Annotated in this window: 14 protein-coding genes; 4 read left to right on the top strand and 10 right to left on the bottom strand. The window is 66.0% G+C overall.

What is annotated here, in order from left to right:
* The first annotated feature begins 163 nt into the window (after window positions 1-163).
* A complete protein-coding gene (locus U1H99_RS29530) occupies window positions 164-2,596 on the top strand; it encodes a membrane-bound PQQ-dependent dehydrogenase, glucose/quinate/shikimate family (protein WP_323145068.1) in 2,433 nt (810 codons plus the stop codon).
* Window positions 2,597-2,613: 17 nt separating this feature from the next.
* Complete coding sequence (locus U1H99_RS29535; RefSeq protein WP_323145069.1) at window positions 2,614-3,891, top strand: carbohydrate porin; 1,278 nt, start codon at window positions 2,614-2,616, stop codon at window positions 3,889-3,891.
* Between the two features lie 22 nt (window positions 3,892-3,913).
* On the opposite strand, the gene U1H99_RS29540 is transcribed toward U1H99_RS29535, so the two are convergent.
* Together U1H99_RS29540 and U1H99_RS29545 are read right to left on the bottom strand one after the other, a co-directional pair.
* Window positions 3,914-4,567, bottom strand: a complete 654-nt coding sequence (locus U1H99_RS29540; RefSeq protein ID WP_323145070.1) for a TetR/AcrR family transcriptional regulator — start codon at window positions 4,565-4,567, stop codon at window positions 3,914-3,916.
* 167 nt (window positions 4,568-4,734) lie between these two features.
* A complete protein-coding gene (locus U1H99_RS29545) occupies window positions 4,735-5,376 on the bottom strand; it encodes a hypothetical protein (protein WP_323145071.1) in 642 nt (213 codons plus the stop codon).
* Here U1H99_RS29545 and U1H99_RS29550 point away from each other — a divergent pair.
* Window positions 5,357-5,746: a hypothetical protein gene (locus U1H99_RS29550; RefSeq protein ID WP_323145072.1), complete on the top strand. Its 390-nt coding sequence runs from the start codon at window positions 5,357-5,359 to the stop codon at window positions 5,744-5,746. The two genes, U1H99_RS29545 and U1H99_RS29550, sit on opposite strands and share 20 nt — an antisense overlap.
* A gap of 370 nt (window positions 5,747-6,116) precedes the next feature.
* Here the strand turns inward: U1H99_RS29550 and U1H99_RS29555 are convergent, their stop codons facing one another.
* From U1H99_RS29555 to U1H99_RS29585, 7 genes are all read right to left on the bottom strand, one after another.
* Window positions 6,117-6,881, bottom strand: a complete 765-nt coding sequence (locus U1H99_RS29555; RefSeq protein ID WP_323145073.1) for a thioesterase II family protein — start codon at window positions 6,879-6,881, stop codon at window positions 6,117-6,119.
* Between the two features lie 80 nt (window positions 6,882-6,961).
* Window positions 6,962-9,397, bottom strand: coding sequence for an ABC transporter permease (locus U1H99_RS29560; RefSeq protein ID WP_323145074.1), 2,436 nt, complete (start codon window positions 9,395-9,397; stop codon window positions 6,962-6,964).
* Entirely contained in the window at window positions 9,394-10,155 is a 762-nt protein-coding gene (locus U1H99_RS29565; protein WP_323145075.1) for an ABC transporter ATP-binding protein, read from the bottom strand. The genes U1H99_RS29560 and U1H99_RS29565 overlap by 4 nt, the downstream gene beginning before the upstream one ends.
* Before the next feature lie 62 nt (window positions 10,156-10,217).
* Window positions 10,218-11,471 carry an efflux RND transporter periplasmic adaptor subunit gene (locus tag U1H99_RS29570; protein WP_323145076.1) on the bottom strand — a complete coding sequence of 418 codons (1,254 nt, stop codon included), beginning with the start codon at window positions 11,469-11,471 and terminating at the stop codon, window positions 10,218-10,220.
* 87 nt (window positions 11,472-11,558) lie between these two features.
* Window positions 11,559-12,152, bottom strand: coding sequence for an ankyrin repeat domain-containing protein (locus tag U1H99_RS29575; RefSeq protein WP_323145077.1), 594 nt, complete (start codon window positions 12,150-12,152; stop codon window positions 11,559-11,561).
* Window positions 12,153-12,281: 129 nt separating this feature from the next.
* On the bottom strand, window positions 12,282-12,995 hold the full coding sequence (locus tag U1H99_RS29580) for a 4'-phosphopantetheinyl transferase family protein (RefSeq protein WP_323145078.1): 714 nt from the start codon (window positions 12,993-12,995) through the stop codon (window positions 12,282-12,284).
* Between the two features lie 99 nt (window positions 12,996-13,094).
* Window positions 13,095-13,808, bottom strand: coding sequence for an autoinducer binding domain-containing protein (locus U1H99_RS29585; protein WP_323145079.1), 714 nt, complete (start codon window positions 13,806-13,808; stop codon window positions 13,095-13,097).
* A gap of 186 nt (window positions 13,809-13,994) precedes the next feature.
* Here U1H99_RS29585 and U1H99_RS29590 point away from each other — a divergent pair, with 186 nt between their 5' ends.
* Window positions 13,995-14,393, top strand: coding sequence for a DUF4902 domain-containing protein (locus U1H99_RS29590; protein ID WP_323145080.1), 399 nt, complete (start codon window positions 13,995-13,997; stop codon window positions 14,391-14,393).
* A gap of 87 nt (window positions 14,394-14,480) precedes the next feature.
* On the opposite strand, the gene U1H99_RS29595 is transcribed toward U1H99_RS29590, so the two are convergent.
* On the bottom strand, window positions 14,481-15,461 hold the full coding sequence (locus U1H99_RS29595; protein ID WP_323145081.1) for a TauD/TfdA family dioxygenase: 981 nt from the start codon (window positions 15,459-15,461) through the stop codon (window positions 14,481-14,483).
* Between the last annotated feature and the right edge of the window lie 20 nt (window positions 15,462-15,481).

Below are 15,481 nucleotides of genomic sequence, written 5' to 3' on the forward strand. Positions count from 1 at the left end.
AAGCCCACTTGACACTGCGGTGCCGGTCGAGCGTCTCGACGACCGGCGCGCTGCCTGTGCAGCGCGGACGCAAACGCGCGCCTTCCCTGGCGCGGTCGATGCCCTGTTCGACCCTGCGTGCCGCCGCCTTCATGCAGGATAAGTTCTCGGAGAGATATTCAAAATGACTAAAAGCGAAACCCATCCTTCAGCGGCGCTGAAGGCCGGGTGTGTATTGCTCGGACTCGTCTTACTGGCTACCGGCCTGTTCTTCTTCGTCGGCGGCGCCAAGCTGGCGGTATTGCACGGCAGTCCCTACTTCCTGATCGCAGGCGCGGTCATCGTGATCGCCGCCATCGGGTTCATGCGGCTGAAGTCGTCCGCCGTCACCGTGTACGGGGCCGCATTCGCCGGCACCCTGGTCTGGGCGCTGGCCGACGTCGGCTTCGATTTCTGGCCGCTGGTGTCGCGCCTGATGCTGCCCACCGGCCTGATGGTGCTGGCGCTGCTGGCCTGGCCGTCGCTGCGCAGGCGCGAGGCCCGGACCACCGCGGCCAAGGGCGCCTACGCGCTGGCCGCCGTGCTGGCGGTGGGCATGGGCGCCACCTTCGTCCAGATGTTCGCGCCGCACCCGACCGTCGCCTTCCAGGGCACGCCCACGCCGCTGGTACCGGTCGCCCGTGGCCGCCAGCAGGAGAACTGGAGCCACTACGGCAACACCGCGGGCGGCAGCCGCTTCGCCGCGATCGACCAGATCACGCGCGACAACGTCAAGGGCTTGAAGGTCGCGTGGACCTTCCATACCGGCGACACCCCGATCAGCCCCACCGGCAACGGCGCCGAAGACCAGGAAACGCCGCTCCAGGTCGGCGACCGCATTTTCCTGTGCACCCCGCATAACAACGTGATCGCCGTCGACGCCGACAGCGGCAAGAAGATCTGGGAGCGCGACATCAATGCGCAGGCGCAGGTCTGGAACCGCTGCCGCGGCCTCGCCTATTTCGATGCGACCAAGGCGCCGGCGCAGCCGACCGTGGCCGGTTCGACGCCCGTGGCCGCGGCCACGCTGGCGGCCGACGCCAACTGCCAGCGCCGCCTCTTGATGAATACCATCGACGCGCGCCTGGTCGCCATCGACGCCGACAGCGGCGCCCTGTGCCAGGGCTTCGGCAAGGACGGCTTCGTCGACCTGAAGGCGGGCCTGGGCAGCGCCGACGATCCGAAGTACCAGCTCACCTCCGCACCGACCCTGGCCGGCACCACCGTCGTGGTGGGTGGCCGCGTGGCCGACAACGTGCAGACCGACATGCCGGGCGGTGTGCTGCGCGGCTTCGACGTCATCACCGGCGAGATGCGCTGGGCCTTCGATCCGGGCCGCGACAATCCGAACGCGCGCCTGGCGCCGGGCCAGACCTTCGCCCGCAGCACGCCGAATTCGTGGGCGCCGATGTCCTACGACGCCACGATGAACACCGTCTTCATCCCGATGGGCAGCTCCTCGGTCGACCTGTGGGGCGGCAACCGCACCCCGCTCGATCACCGCTACGCCACCTCGATCCTGGCGCTCGACGCCAGCACCGGCAAGCAGAAGTGGGTGTACCAGACCGTCCACAACGACCTGTGGGACTTCGACGTGCCGATGCAGCCGAGCCTGGTCGATTTCCCGGGCAAGGACGGCGCGGCCACGCCCGCCGTGGTGTTCGGCTCGAAGTCCGGCCAGATTTTTGTGCTCGACCGCCTGACCGGCAAGCCGCTCACGCAAGTCGAGGAGCGTCCGGTCAAGACCGCCGGCATCTTCAAGGAACAGTATTCGCAAACGCAGCCTTTTTCCACCGGCATGCCGAGCATCGGTGCCGACACCCTGAAGGAATCGGACATGTGGGGCGCGACGCCGTTCGACCAGCTGATGTGCCGCATCAGCTTCAAGTCGATGCGCTATGAAGGCCTGTTCACGGCGCCGGGCACCGACGTCTCGCTGAGCTTCCCCGGCTCGCTGGGCGGCATGAACTGGGGCAGCCTGTCCACCGACCCGAATCACCACGTCATCTTCGTCAACGACATGCGCCTCGGCCTGTGGGTCCAGATGATCCCGCAAAAGACCGATGCCGGCCCGGCCAGCAACGGCGGCGAAGCGGTCAACACCGGCATGGGCGCGGTGCCGCTGAAGGGTACGCCGTATGCGGTCAACAAGAACCGCTTCATGTCGCCACTGGGCATTCCCTGCCAGAAGCCGCCGTTCGGCACGCTGTCCGCGGTGGACCTGACGACCCAGAAGATACTGTGGCAAGTCCCGGTCGGTACCGTGCAAGACACCGGTCCATTCGGCATCAAGATGGGCATGAAGATGCCGGTCGGTATGCCGACCTTGGGGGGCACCCTGGCGACCCAGGGCGGCCTGGTGTTTATCGCCGGCACCCAGGACTACTACCTGCGCGCCTTCGACAGCGCCACCGGCAAGGAAGTCTGGAAAGCGCGCCTGCCGGTGGGCAGCCAGGGCGGACCGATAAGCTACGTGTCGCCCAAGACCGGCAAGCAGTACGTGCTGATCTCGGCCGGCGGCGCACGGCAATCGCCGGACCGCGGCGACTACGTGATCGCCTATGCGCTGGAGCGTTGATCCGTATGCGCCTTCGTATGAAACATGAGCATGCATGCCGCGCGCTGCTGCTGGCCGCGGTGGCGCTGGCCCCGGCGGCCGCGCAGGCGGACGACGCCACCCTGAGCGGCGACTGGGGCGGCGCCCGCACCCGCTATCTGGATGCCGGCGTCAACTTCCGCGGCGACTACGTCTCCGAGACCTTCGCCAACGTCAGCGGCGGGCGCGCCCGCGGCAGCACCTATGCCCAGCAGCTGCGCCTGGGCGCCGATCTCGACATGGCGCGCATCGCCGGCTGGTCCGGCACCACCCTGCACTTTACGGTCAACGACCGGCGCGGCGCCGGCGTGTCGGCCGACTACATCGGCAACCGGCTGCCGGTGCAGGAAGTCTACGGCGGTCCGTACACGCGCCTGAGCGAAGCCAGCATCGAACAGAACCTGCTCGCCGGCCGGCTCAACCTGCGTCTCGGCTTTTTCGCGATGGGCAATGACCTGGGCGGCATGATCCTGGGCTGCCAGCTGGTGAACGCGGCCTTCTGCGCCCACCCGCTCTCGATGTCGGGCAACAGCGGCTGGTACAACTACCCGAACGCGCGCTGGGGCGCGGCCGTGCGCTACCGGCTGCGGCCCGACCTGCTGCTGCGCACCGGCGTGTACCAGGACAATCCGCACCTCGGCGACCGGGACAACGCGTTCCGGCCGTTCGCCGCCGGCACCGCCGGCATGATGCTGCCGCTGGAGCTGGAATACGCGCCGGGCGCCGCGCCGCAGGATGCGGCGCTCCCCGGCCACTACAAGCTCGGCGTGTTTTACGACACGGCGCGCGCCAAGCGCCAGGGCGAAACCGGCACGGTGAACGGCCGCTACGGCGTCTACCTGCTGGCCGACCAGACGATCCTGCGCCAGGAGCGCGGCCGCGGCCTCGCCGTGTTCGGCCAGTTCACGGCCAACCCCAAGGCGTCGGCGCAGATCACGCGCTGGTATGCGGCCGGCCTGGTCAAGACCGGCACCTTCGCCGGCCGGGATGCCGATACGCTGGCGCTGGGCGTGGTGCAGGCGCAGGTCAATCCGCGCCTGCGCGACGCCGCTGCTGCTACTGCTGCTTCCGCCGCTTCTGCTGCCGATGCAGACACCGGCGGCTATGCGGCACGTCCCGCCGGCGAAACCGTGGTCGAACTGAGCTACGGCGTGCAGCCGCGGCGCTGGCTGGGCGTGCGCGCCGACGTCCAGTACGTGGTCGATCCGGGCGCCTTCGGCTACCGCGCGACCCGCAACGCGCTGGCGCTCGGCACCCAGCTGCGGATCGCGTTCTGAAGCGCCTGCACGTGCGCGCCGCTCAGGGCACGCGCACGTAGCGCAGGATGGTGTCGATCACGGCATCCCTGCGCGCAGCGTGCACCTCGGCGGCGCCGAGGTCGCGCTCGAAGATGAAGCTGAAGGTGTGCCGGTTCGACACGTTGTAGAACGACAGCGCGCTGATCGACATGTGCAGGTCGACCGGATCGACATCGGCGCGGAACACCCCATCGGCGACGCCGCGCCGGCACAGCCGCTCCAGCAGGACGATGGCCGAGCGGTTGATCTCGCGCAGCGCCGGGATCTTGCCGATGTAGTCGCCGTGGTTGATGTTCTCGTTCATCACCATCCGCACGAATTCCGGATGCGCCGCATGGAAATCGAAACTGGCCCCGACCAGCTTGCGCAGGGCCTCCAGCGGCGCCAGCGTCTCGTCGATATGCAGCCCGCCTTCGATGTCGCGGAAGCGGCGGTAGCTTTCTTCCAGCGCGGCGACGTACAACGCCTCCTTGCTGCCGAAGTGGTAATAGATCATCGCCTTGTTGAGCCCGCTTTCGGCCGCGATCGCGTCGATGCGGGCGCCGCTCAAGCCGAGCCGGGAGAATTCCTGGAGCGCGACATTCAGGATGCGGGCGCGGGTGCCGTCTTCCTCGGCCTTGCCGGGAACGGTCTTCGATCTGCTTGCTTTCGTCATCGGCTTATTCTAAACGATCGTGGCGGCTCGACAATCCGGCCGGGGCCGGCCGGATCCAACGCGTCAACCCAGCATATGACGCTGCAACGCTTGCATGCAGCGCTCGGCCATCTGCTCCTGCACGGCAATCGAACCATCGCCGAGGCTGTCGAACTGCTCGTACCATATCACCGTACCCGCATCCGTATGGCGCAGGTGGAGCGAAAGCCGCAGGCGTGACGCACCGTCCCCTTGAGCACGTGGGTGGCCGGCTGCGCCCCTGCCTGCGCGGTCGCGCTGTCGGGGCCAAGCAGGCGTAACGAGGCCATGTCGCGATACAGCCGGTAGGCCAGTTCGTCGTTCAAGCCCAGGGTGAAGCCGTTGGCCGACGGCTCGGCGCTCAGGCAGACGATCGGGCTGAACATCAATAGCGCGGCCGCCGCGCTCGCCGGCCGCACCGGTCTTCCGTTCGCGGAAGCAATCCGCGCTTGGTAGCTGCCGAGCGGGATGCTGATGCGCAAGGGGTTAGTGGCGCCTTCGTCCGCGTAATAGGCTTCCAGCCGCAGGCGCCCGCCCTGGACCTGGACGATCGGGTCGTCGCCCGGATAGTAGGCATCGGGGTCGCGCCCGAACACGGCGACGCCGAGCGCGTGCGCCAGCGGTGGCGACGCGCCGTCACGGTTCAGGGCACACTCGATCAGATAGTTAGCAAAGCCGAGCAACGATACGCTTTGGCAAATTGCCGGCCCGTGACGACCAGCTTGAGTGCCGCGAACGGCCTCGCCCGGCCAGCCCGATGCGCCGACCGCCGTGCCGATCGACAAGGACATGCGTGCACTGCAAGCGCGCCTAGCACACCATGACAAAGTCAAGGGAGCGCATCCGCGCCTGTGGCAACTGAGCATACTGCGCATCGAACAGACCGCCCAGGGACTCGAGATCCTGACGGCGCAGCACCCCGACACCTGCCAAGCCCCGGACTTGCTGGCGCGCGCGGGCCTGCTCCTGATGCGCCTCGATACCGGAAAGACCCGCCTGGCCCTGCAGCCGGCGGTCAGCTGCGTCCAGGCCGGTGCGGTACTCGAAGCATGGCGTGCCGCGCGCGCCTGCGCGGACCGGGGCGGTATTTCAGACAGCGATGTGCAGAAGCTGACGGCGGGCGGCTATCGACCGCGATCGACCGGATTTCCAACGCAGTGAGTGTCCGATAATTCTGCCACCTATTTCGTGGTACCCGTGATCACCCAAGATGAAACCTCGGAAAATGTCTTGTACTTCGAAGCTTTGCCCGAAAAGGAACCGTGGTCGCGGATCTCGTCCAAGGACCTGAATGCCAGGCGCCAGGGCTGCAATGCCAATAAAATCCAAGCTGCGCCAACCGGACGCGGCGGCGATCGCCGCCCCTGCCGACCTTTCCCCCGATCAGTTCGACCCGACCGCCCAGCTCTTCGCCGAGGTGGCGAGGACCCTGCACGCCGACGACGACCTGCCGGGCGTCTATACATTCGACCTTGACGGCGCCATGGTGGTGCCGGTCAAGCCCATCACCACGCGCGGCCTGATCCTGGTGTCAATCCGACAGCACCGCTGCCTGCGCCTCGTGCAGCAGCGCAAATCGTATGGCCGCCAGCACGGCCTCGCGCGCGCCGTTGATGAAGAAGTGGTCGCCCTCGAACCATTCGATCCGGCACGGGCCCAGCGTCTCGCGCTGCCACTGCGCGCGCAGCGCCGGCTCGGCGGCGTCGTCCGCGCGCCCCGCCAGCACCGTCAACGGCAGCGTCAGCAAGGGCCCCTCGTCGTAGCGGTAGGTCTCCACCAGCGCGAAGTCGGCGCGGATGGTCGGCAGGAGCAGGTCCATCAGTTCGCGATGGGCAAGGATTTCGTGCGGTGTACCGTTGTATTCGCGCAAGGTTTCAATCAAGTCGTCGGTCGGCAGCAGGTGCAGCTGGCGCGGCGGTTTGCGGTGGCGCGGCGCGGCGCAGCCGGACACGATCAGGTGTGCCGGTTGCGCCAGGCCCAGGCGTTGCAGGCGGCGCGTGAGTTCGAACGCGACCATTGCCCCCAGGCTGTGACCGAAAAAGGCGAACGGCACTTCGTCCAGTGCGGCGACGACCGGCAACAGCGCGCGTACCAGCGATTCCATGCTGCTGAACGGCACTTCGCCAGTGCGCGCGCCGCGCCCAGGCAACTGCAGCGCGCACACTTCGATGTCGCGCCCGAGCTCGGCCTGCCATGGCAGGTAGGCGTTGCCGTTGCCGCCGGCATAGGAAAAGCAGAACAGGCGCAGGCGCGGCGTGCGCACGGGGTGACGCAAGATCCATCGGAGGGTGTTCATGACATGTTCCGTCGAATGACACGCCGCGGCGGCGTCTCCCGCAAGGGTCGGCACGCCGCGGCGCAGGGGTGGCAAGTGGATTACAGGGCGGCGTCGCCACGCAGCGCGTGCACCGGCCACTGGCCGATGATCCTGCGTACCGGAAGATAGCAGGCCACCGACACCGTGCACAGCACCAGCACTACGGTCACCAGCACCGGGCCGGCCCCGGCCTGGGCATATTGGGCAACATGCTGGCGGATGTAGGAATAGATCAGCATGCCGGCCAGGCCGCTGACGACCAGGCCCGCCGCCACCGGTATCATGCTGTCGCGGTACACCATGGCCAGGATAGTGCGTGGCGCCGCGCCAATGGCCATGCGGATGCCCAGCTCGTGGCGGCGCAGCTTGATGCTGTAGGCCAGCACCCCGTAGACGCCCAGGCCCGCCAGGAACAGCGCCAGCCCGGCCAGAAGCAAGGTGATGCTGGCCGTGGTGACGTCGCGCGCCAGCAGCTTGCCATAGGCTTCCTTGACCGAAGTCAGCTTGGCGACGCGCAGGGTCGGGTTGACCTCGGCGACCGCTGCCACCAGCGCCGCCTTGTCCAGGCCCTGGCCCGGCTTCATGCGCACGACCATGTTCATGTTGGTCGGGCCCGGGATGTAGAGGCGTCCGACCGGTTCGACCGTGGGCAGGAACACGTCCTTCACCACGCCGACCACCCGATAGGGTTCGGTCTTCTTGTTCCAGAACAAGTTGGCGCCGACGGCGCTGCCGGACGGGTTAATGGCGCGTGCCAGGGTCTCGTTGACGATGATGACCTGGGCCTTGTCGTTCGACTCGGCGGCGCTGAAGTCGCGTCCGTCCGCCATCGGCAAGCCAATCAGCGTGAAGTAGCGCTCGTCCACCTTGTTGGTGTTCGGGTTGAACTTGTCGCTCCCGCCCAGTTCGCGGCGCAGGGTGCTGGCCCACACGGCGGTCGAGGTCGGGCCGTCGCCGACGAAGCTGACGCCGCTCACGCCCGGCCATGCCGCCAGCTTGGCTTCGATCGCTATCATCTGCTGCCGCGTCAGCTCAGGCGACAGATTCTGTTCGCCGGCCGAGAGGCTGATTTCGTAGAGGCCGTCCACTGCGAACCCGGCCGGGCGCGCCAGCACTTCGCCGGATGCCTTGAGCAGCGTGAAGTTCCCGACCAGCAGGACGGCGGCGATCGCGATCTGGCTGGCGATCAGCACCTTGCGGGTGGTCTGGGAAATCTGCATGCCGGAACCCTTGCCGCCGCTCTGCAGGAAGGCGGCCAGGGCGCGGTAGTTGACCATGCGTATGCTGAGCGCGGCGAAGGCCAGCGCCAGCAGCGCGCCAACCAGCAGCACGAACAGCACCGCCAACGGATCGAGCGCCAGTTCCTGTACACGCGGGATCTTGCCATGGGCGAAACGGCGCAGCAGGCTGAAGCCGGCAACGGCGACTACCAGCGCCACGCCGGACGCGGCCGCCATTACCAGGCAGGCTTCGGCGAACATGCTGCGAAACAGGTGGCCACGATGGGCGCCCAGCGACGCCTGGATCGACAGCTGGCGCTGTTTCTGGGCGGTGCGCGCCAGGAACAGGTTCGACACGTTGGCGCTCGCGATCAGCAGCAGCGCACACACGCCGGCCAGCAGCATCAGCGCGACCGTGTTGCTGCCGCCGTTGATGATGTGGGCGAACGACTGCAGGCCGATGTCAACCGTCACCGTGCTGAAGGCGGCGACGCCGGCGGTCTGGGCGCGGAAGCGTTCGTTCAGCGGGCCGGCCAGCGCGGCGTTGGCCTGGGCCACCGACACGCCGTCCTTCAGGCGGCCGACCAGGAGGATGTTGCTGTCGAAGTTCTCCCAGTCCTGGCGGGCGCGCTGGTCGCGCGGGTTGGATTCCCACGGAATGAAGATGTCGGTCGCATGCTCGAGCGAATGCAGTTGCGGTTCGACGTAATCGTCGGCCAGCACCCCGACCACGGTGAAGCCGGCACCGTCCAGCGCCACCTTTTTCCCGACAATGTTCGGATCGCCACCGAAATTGACGCGCCAGGCCTGGTGGCTGATCAGCGCGACCGGATTGGCCTTGCCGACCTCTTCGCCCTGCTGGAATGCGCGCCCGAGGCTGACGCGGGCGCCGGTCAGGTCGAACAGGCCGGCGCTGGCGTAGGTGACGTTCAGGCGTGGCTGGGTCGGGTCGCTGGTCAGGAACTTCTTCTGGAAGTCGATCAGCGCGGCGCGCGCGAACACGCCCGGCTGGTTGTACAGCTGGGTGAGCGCCGGGTAGGTATGCAGGCCCTTATAGGCCACTTCGCCCTTGTCCAGCACCACGCCCTCGGCCACGTACAGGCGCTCCTGCTGCGGGTAAGGCAAGGGTTCGAGGAACAGCAGGCGGTTGACGCCGACGATGCAGACCAGGGCGCCCAGCGTGATGCCGAGCGTGACCGCGACCGTCAGCAGGAAGCCGGGCGTACGCCGCAGGCTGGCCAGGGCCAGCTTGACCTCATGCAGGAATGCGCTCATGCTGCCACCTGTTCGACCCGGTGGTAGGCGGCCACCGGAGCGACGGCCGGGCTGGCAGATGCTTCCGGCTCGGCCTGCTTGCTCGCCATCTTGCCGTCCATCAGGTGCAGCCGGGTGGTGGCCATGTCGGCATAGCGCTGGTCGTGGGTCACCATGCACAGGGTGGTGCCCTCGCGGTTGAGCTGGGCCAGCATCTCCATCACGATGTCGCCGTTGGTCGAATCCAGGTTACCGGTCGGTTCGTCGACCAGCAGGATCGCCGGTTCCCCGACCAGGGCGCGCGCAATCGCCACGCGCTGCTGCTGGCCGCCCGACAGCTGGCTGGGTCGGTGGCGGGCGCGGTGTCCCATTTCCACCTTGTCCAGCCACTTGGCGACGCGCGCATCGATCTCCGACTGGCTCAGGGTCTTGTTGCGGTAACGCAGCGGCAAGGCGATGTTGTCGTGCACCGACAGTTCGTCGATCAGGTTGAAGGCCTGGAACACGAAGCCGATTTTCTCGTTGCGGATGGCCGCGCTCTGGGCCAGCGACATGCCGGCCACGTCCTTTCCTTCGATCAGGTACTGGCCCGAGGTCGGCGTGTCGAGCAGGCCCAGGATGGCCAGCAGGGTCGACTTGCCGCAGCCGGAAGGGCCGGCGATGGACACGTAGTCGCCGGCGCGGATCGAGAGGTCGATACCGCGCAGTGCGTGGGTCTCCATCTCGTCGGTGGCAAACATCTTGGTGATATTTTTCAGCTGAATTTTCACGTCCTGCATGATGCTCTCCATAGCTTGTGCTGTTCGATCGGTGGGTGTGCTACATACGGTTCGGCAGGAACTCAGTCGGCGAGTGCGACATGGGTCTGCCTGAGGTACCTGGACATGTCCGACACGATCACCGTGTCGTTGGGCTTGACGCCGGCGACGACCTGGATATAGCGCCCGGCTTCGGTGCCGAAGCGGATCTCGGCGCGGTCGGCGGCAGCGCCGTCGGCGCTGACCCGGAACACCGGCGTGGTGGCGTTGGCGCGCGCATTGACCGGGCGTTCGACATACATGACGTTGTTCAGCGTGTTGGTGAAGATGGTAGCGTCGACGTTCAGCTCGAGACGCGCGCTCGGCGGCGGCGCTTCGGTAAAGGCCACTTCGACCATGACGGTGCCGTTTTCCACGGCGGGGTTCACGCGCAATACTTTTCCTGGAACTTTTTCCTGGCGAGTATCGATCTGCGCCGCCTGGCCGGGCTTGACCTGTTCGGCCGCCGCCTGGGGCACCTTGACCATCGCGATCAGGTCTTCATTGCTGCCGATCAGCGCCAGCTTCTGGCCGGGGCCAAAGCTTTGGCCGAGTTCCACCGACAGCCCCTGCAGCACGCCCACCATGCCGGCACGCACGTTCAACATCGCGTGCTGGGCCTTCACGATCTCGTAGCGCTCGGACTGGGCGGCGATGCGCTCGTTCTGGATGCGCAGCACTTCCGAATGCACCAGCTTGAGCTGGTCGAGGCGGCTTTTTTCCGCTTCGATGTTTTGTCCAAGCACGGTCGCGCGCAGTTCGGTGGCGCGGAACGACAGTTTGGACACCACCCCCATCCTGGCCCACTCCGCCTGCTCGTCGCGGGTGGCCTTAGCGGACAAGTAATTGGTCTGGATTTCCTCGAGCTTGGCGTTTTCCGCCAGCAGCTCGAGGGTCTGGCTGAGCTTCGTCTGGCGCAGGCTGACCTGTTCCTGCACCAGCTTCTGCTTCTCGTCGAGCAACTGCTTTTCCAGTTCCGGATTGCTCAGGCGGAGGATGATGCTGTTGTCCTTCACCACCGCACCCGGCTTGAGCAGGATTTCCTCTACGGTGCCGCTGGTCGTGGTCGTCAGCATCTTCTGTTTGTCCGAACGCAGGGTGCCATACCCGTCGACCTGCACCTTTAGTTCGCCATAGCGCACCTTGCCGAACAGGGCGCTGGAACGCGTCAACTTCTCATCGGCGGCAGGAGTGCTCAGCTGATAGCCGGTCAGCAGGAGGACCGCCGCGCCCACCCCGAACATGCCGCGCTTCGAGCGAAGGAAACTTTTCGTTGCTTTTTTCTTGATCACATCCATGATTTATCTCGACAGGCAGTGTTGGAACCCATCCGGCGCAGTGCCGCCGGCGCCCGGCGCCACGAACACGCGTCCATTGCCGCGCGCTCAGCGCGCGCCCTTGCTCGCCAGGTACTTGCGGATATCGCCCGATGCCGCCTGATTGAGCGGCGTACGCCATTCGGGCTTGTCGTTGTTGGCGTCGGCGCCCAGGTTGACGTCGGCGCCGGCATTCACCAGCAGCTTGACCAGCTCGAGCTCGCCGTTGCGCGCCGCATTGATCAGCGCGGTCTCGTCGCCGGGCATGACCTGGTTGACGCGAGCGCCGGCCTTCAGCAACTGGCGCGCGATCGCCACGTCGCCTTTGGCGGCGGCGGCAATCAGGGGGGTGCCGTCGCCGTCGGCGCCGCGGTTGACGTCGGCGCCCAGGCGCAGCAGTTCGGTCACCATGGCGGCATCGCCCAGCCTGGCGGCCGAGATCAAGGCACTGCCCTCCCCGACCATGGCGGCGTTGACGTCGACCCCGCTCCTGACCAGCATGGCAACCACTTCGGCACGCCCCGATTTCACCGCCTCCAGCAGGAGGGCGATGTCGCCCGAGGCGGAGTTGGCGGCATGGGCGGCCGGCGCCAGCGCGCAGGCAAGCGCCAGGGTCAGCGCGGCACGGCGCAGCGACAGGCGCAGATCGACATTGGTTTTCATGATGTTCCTCGTAGGGTGAGCGTCAGACACGGAGCGTAAAAGGCAGCCTGGCGGGTGCCGATGATTTGCATGGCTGCATTAGACCCGATCGCCACCGGCGGTATAACTGTCAATAATTGCAGGCGCGCTTCAGGCCGGCAGGGCCAGCGCCGTGAACACGGTTGCATGGTCGGGCAACGCGTAATGGGCCACGTGCACCGAGCCGGCGCCCAGGCCCGGTCCCAGCGTTCCGGTACAGCGCAGCGCGATCGTGCGCGCGGTCGGGTCGATCGCCAGCACCTCGGCCGCATCGAAGTCGAAGTACGCGCCGACACGGCCGAAGGCGGCCTTGAAAAAGCTCTCCTTGGCCGAGAACACCAAAGTCAGCAGCCGGTCGGCGCGACCGTCGCCGGCAAGCCCGAGCAGGTAGCCGTGCTCGCGCGGGCTGACCGCCAGTGCCGCCACGGCGGCCAGCGCATCGGCATCCGGGACGGTTTCGAGGTCGATGCCGATGCCGCCCAGCCGGCCGGCCGGACAGGCCACGGCAGCGGCATGGGTGGCGTTGTGGGTAATGCTGCCGATCATGCCGGGCGGCCACAAGGGCTCGCGGTGGCTGCCGCTCGTCACCGCGCAGCCCTGCAAGCCGTAGGGCGCCAGCGCCATGCGCGCGCACAGGCGGCCGGCCAGGAACTCGCCCTGGCGGCTCGGTACGCTGGCCCGGATCGAGGGCGGGAAGTCGATGGCGCTGCAGCCGAACAGTGCCGGCGTGAAGGCCGGCGCGTGGTAGCGGCCGGCAATATAGGCGAGGCCGTTGCCGCCGGGCAGCGGCCGGGACGAGGCCCGCATGAAGACGGAAAGAGACATAGGGGGCGCAAGACAGGCTTGCGGCAACACGGATCAACCCATATTAGATGCCGCGCCCTGCACTTCCCGGCACTGTAAAGCTTGACAGATGACTTTCGATTACAAAAGACGCAACATGGCAGCCTTGATGACGCATGCCGTCTTGTTCACCGCACCCAGCTTTTCTAGAGAGTTATTGACATGAAAATTGACAGTGCGCTCAGTAATATTCATGATCTGACCGACTTCGCTCGAGGTTTTGCCGTCGGCGGTCCAGCGCAGGACTTCGACCTCGCGTGCAGTCAGCGGCGATTCGATGGCCGGCATGGTACTTACGTGCAGCCGCCGCATCCCTTCGTGCGCCACCTGCACCAGCCATGACATGCGCATCGAGTTGGCCGCCATTTCGCTTTCGGAGATCGGCTCGCCCGAACGCGCCAGGGTCAACAGCCCGCCGACGCCCATGGCGTCATACGACGACTGGGCCCAGCCCACCTCCAGCCCATGTTCGCGTGCCTCTTCCCAGAATGGGCGGCAGTTGTCGAACAGTTGCTCGGTCCACAGAAGCGGGAGGATCGAGCGGCTGCCGTGTGCCACCGTCGGGTCGATCGCCACGTAGTTCTGCGCGGCATAACGGGCTTGCCATTCCGTTGGGTAGTTGTTGAGCATGAACACCTTGGGATTCGACAGCGGCAGCGGCATCCGCATGCCGTAGGCGCAATAGTCAAATCCGAGCTCGCCGGCGGCACGCGACAATACCTTGAAGAATTCCGCCTCATTGGGGGCGCCCAGCAGCGCATGCAGTACGGTTTTCTGCCAATCGAAAAGATTCATACCGTTTCGTCTCAATGTAATGCATTGATGGCATGGCGGCCTCGGCAGGCGCATGATACGTCGGCAGACCCCGTTCGATTCGACGAAATCCAACCAGACTGCAAATTGCGCTATGCTGTCAAGGGCGCTACACTTATTTACATGCAACGTTGCGCTATGACGTACTGCTAGATAAACACGCTACCTATGTTTCTCACATCCAGCGACGGTTATATCCGTCTTACCCAAGAACAACTCGTCCGTATCGAACTTGTTCACCTGATCTCTGGCTTTGACGATCCCAACAGCTCGAGCGACGCCATCGTCACCGGTTACACTGAGTGGGTGAGCGTCATGAACCACGACGGCTCGGCCATTTCGGTAGGTTGGGACTGGCAACTTCGGCGGGTTGGCGGTGTCTCCAACCTTGCTCGGATTTCTAGTCCTAGAAGCAACTTGATGATGCAAGATAACAGCATAACTGATCTTGGTCAATTCAAGAGTGAGATCATTCTGGCAACCTTCGTCGACGCCTTGCATTGGCAAGACAATACGCTTTCACACATCATGCTGGGCTGCACTGCCCCGGTGCATCAATCCCATTGAATCGTCCCGGATCGGGTCATCCAGTCGTGGTTTTTCCTCGTCCTGGTGCCGCCGCGGCACCAGGACCCGGTTCAGGCGTCGCGATGCTCAGGCGCTGTCGTGGCCATGCGGCCGCGCCATGCCGACCAGCACCTTGCGTTCCCCCACATAGGGATCACGGCCATGGGTGTACAGCATGTTGTCCAGTAACAACAGATCGCCGCGTTCCCAGGTAAATCGCACCTTGGTCTGCTCGTAGGCGTCGCGGATCAGCGCCAGCGTTTCCGGCTCGATCGGGCTGCCGTCGCCGTAAAAGGTGTTGCGCGGCAGGCGGTCCTCGCCCAGTACCGACACCAGGCTGTCGCGCACCGCCTCGTCCAGGCTGCTCACGTGGAACAGGTGGGCCTGGTTGAACCACACCGGTACCTGCGAGACTGGGTGCAGCGCGGTGGCCGGGTTGACCTGGACTGTCCGCAAACAATTGTCCTCTAGCCACTCGTAACCGATACCGTTGGTGTCGCAGAAACGCTCGACTTCGCCGCGGTCGCTCGTCTGGAACACTTCCGACCATGCCAGGTCCAGGTCCGAGTAATTACGCACATACATTACGCCATGGCGCTCGAAGCGCTCGCGCACCGCCGCCGGAATCATCTGGTAGACGCGGCGGCTGTCCGCGATCGGGGTGGCGCCGCCACCGGCCGCGGGCTGCAGGCACAGGAAACCGATGCGCATCGCCCAGCTGCGCGCATAGGCATTCTCGTTGTGCTGAGGGATGGTTTGGTCGGCATGGTACTCGGTGGCCGTGTAAATGTTTCCGCGCAGTTCGGTGCGCGGGGTCGAGCGGTAGCTGTACTCGAGCAGCGTGTCGCCGAACAGGATGGCCAGCAGCTCGCCGAACTGCTTGCTGCTGTGGACCGGCAGGCCGCGCAGCAGCAGCGCGCCGTGGGCGGCCACCACCGCCTCGATGCAATCGTGCCGTTCCCGCGCCCACTCGAGCAGGCGCATGCCGTCCAGTCCAGGCCGCAGCATCAGGGACATGCCGCCGAGTTGTTCGAGTGCCGCTACGCCGATATCGTTCATCGCATTCATGCTGGTTCTCCTTTGGATTG

This window comes from Massilia phyllosphaerae (assembly GCF_034659755.1).
GTDB classification, from domain to species: Bacteria; Pseudomonadota; Gammaproteobacteria; order Burkholderiales; family Burkholderiaceae_D; genus Telluria; species Telluria phyllosphaerae.

Bases quoted from the DNA above. Each gene is read 5' to 3' on its own strand.
- U1H99_RS29595 (WP_323145081.1), bottom strand. From the start codon at position 15,461: ATGAATGCGATGAACGATATCGGCGTAGCGGCACTCGAACAACTCGGC.
- U1H99_RS29540 (WP_323145070.1), bottom strand. From the start codon at position 4,567: ATGACGAAAGCAAGCAGATCGAAGACCGTTCCCGGCAAGGCCGAGGAA.
- U1H99_RS29590 (WP_323145080.1), top strand. From the start codon at position 13,995: ATGTTTCTCACATCCAGCGACGGTTATATCCGTCTTACCCAAGAACAA.
- U1H99_RS29560 (WP_323145074.1), bottom strand. From the start codon at position 9,397: ATGAGCGCATTCCTGCATGAGGTCAAGCTGGCCCTGGCCAGCCTGCGG.
- U1H99_RS29575 (WP_323145077.1), bottom strand. From the start codon at position 12,152: ATGAAAACCAATGTCGATCTGCGCCTGTCGCTGCGCCGTGCCGCGCTG.
- U1H99_RS29565 (WP_323145075.1), bottom strand. From the start codon at position 10,155: ATGCAGGACGTGAAAATTCAGCTGAAAAATATCACCAAGATGTTTGCC.
- U1H99_RS29545 (WP_323145071.1), bottom strand. From the start codon at position 5,376: ATGTCCTTGTCGATCGGCACGGCGGTCGGCGCATCGGGCTGGCCGGGC.
- U1H99_RS29535 (WP_323145069.1), top strand. From the start codon at position 2,614: ATGAAACATGAGCATGCATGCCGCGCGCTGCTGCTGGCCGCGGTGGCG.
- U1H99_RS29530 (WP_323145068.1), top strand. From the start codon at position 164: ATGACTAAAAGCGAAACCCATCCTTCAGCGGCGCTGAAGGCCGGGTGT.
- U1H99_RS29580 (WP_323145078.1), bottom strand. From the start codon at position 12,995: ATGTCTCTTTCCGTCTTCATGCGGGCCTCGTCCCGGCCGCTGCCCGGC.
- U1H99_RS29555 (WP_323145073.1), bottom strand. From the start codon at position 6,881: ATGAACACCCTCCGATGGATCTTGCGTCACCCCGTGCGCACGCCGCGC.
- U1H99_RS29570 (WP_323145076.1), bottom strand. From the start codon at position 11,471: ATGGATGTGATCAAGAAAAAAGCAACGAAAAGTTTCCTTCGCTCGAAG.
- U1H99_RS29585 (WP_323145079.1), bottom strand. From the start codon at position 13,808: ATGAATCTTTTCGATTGGCAGAAAACCGTACTGCATGCGCTGCTGGGC.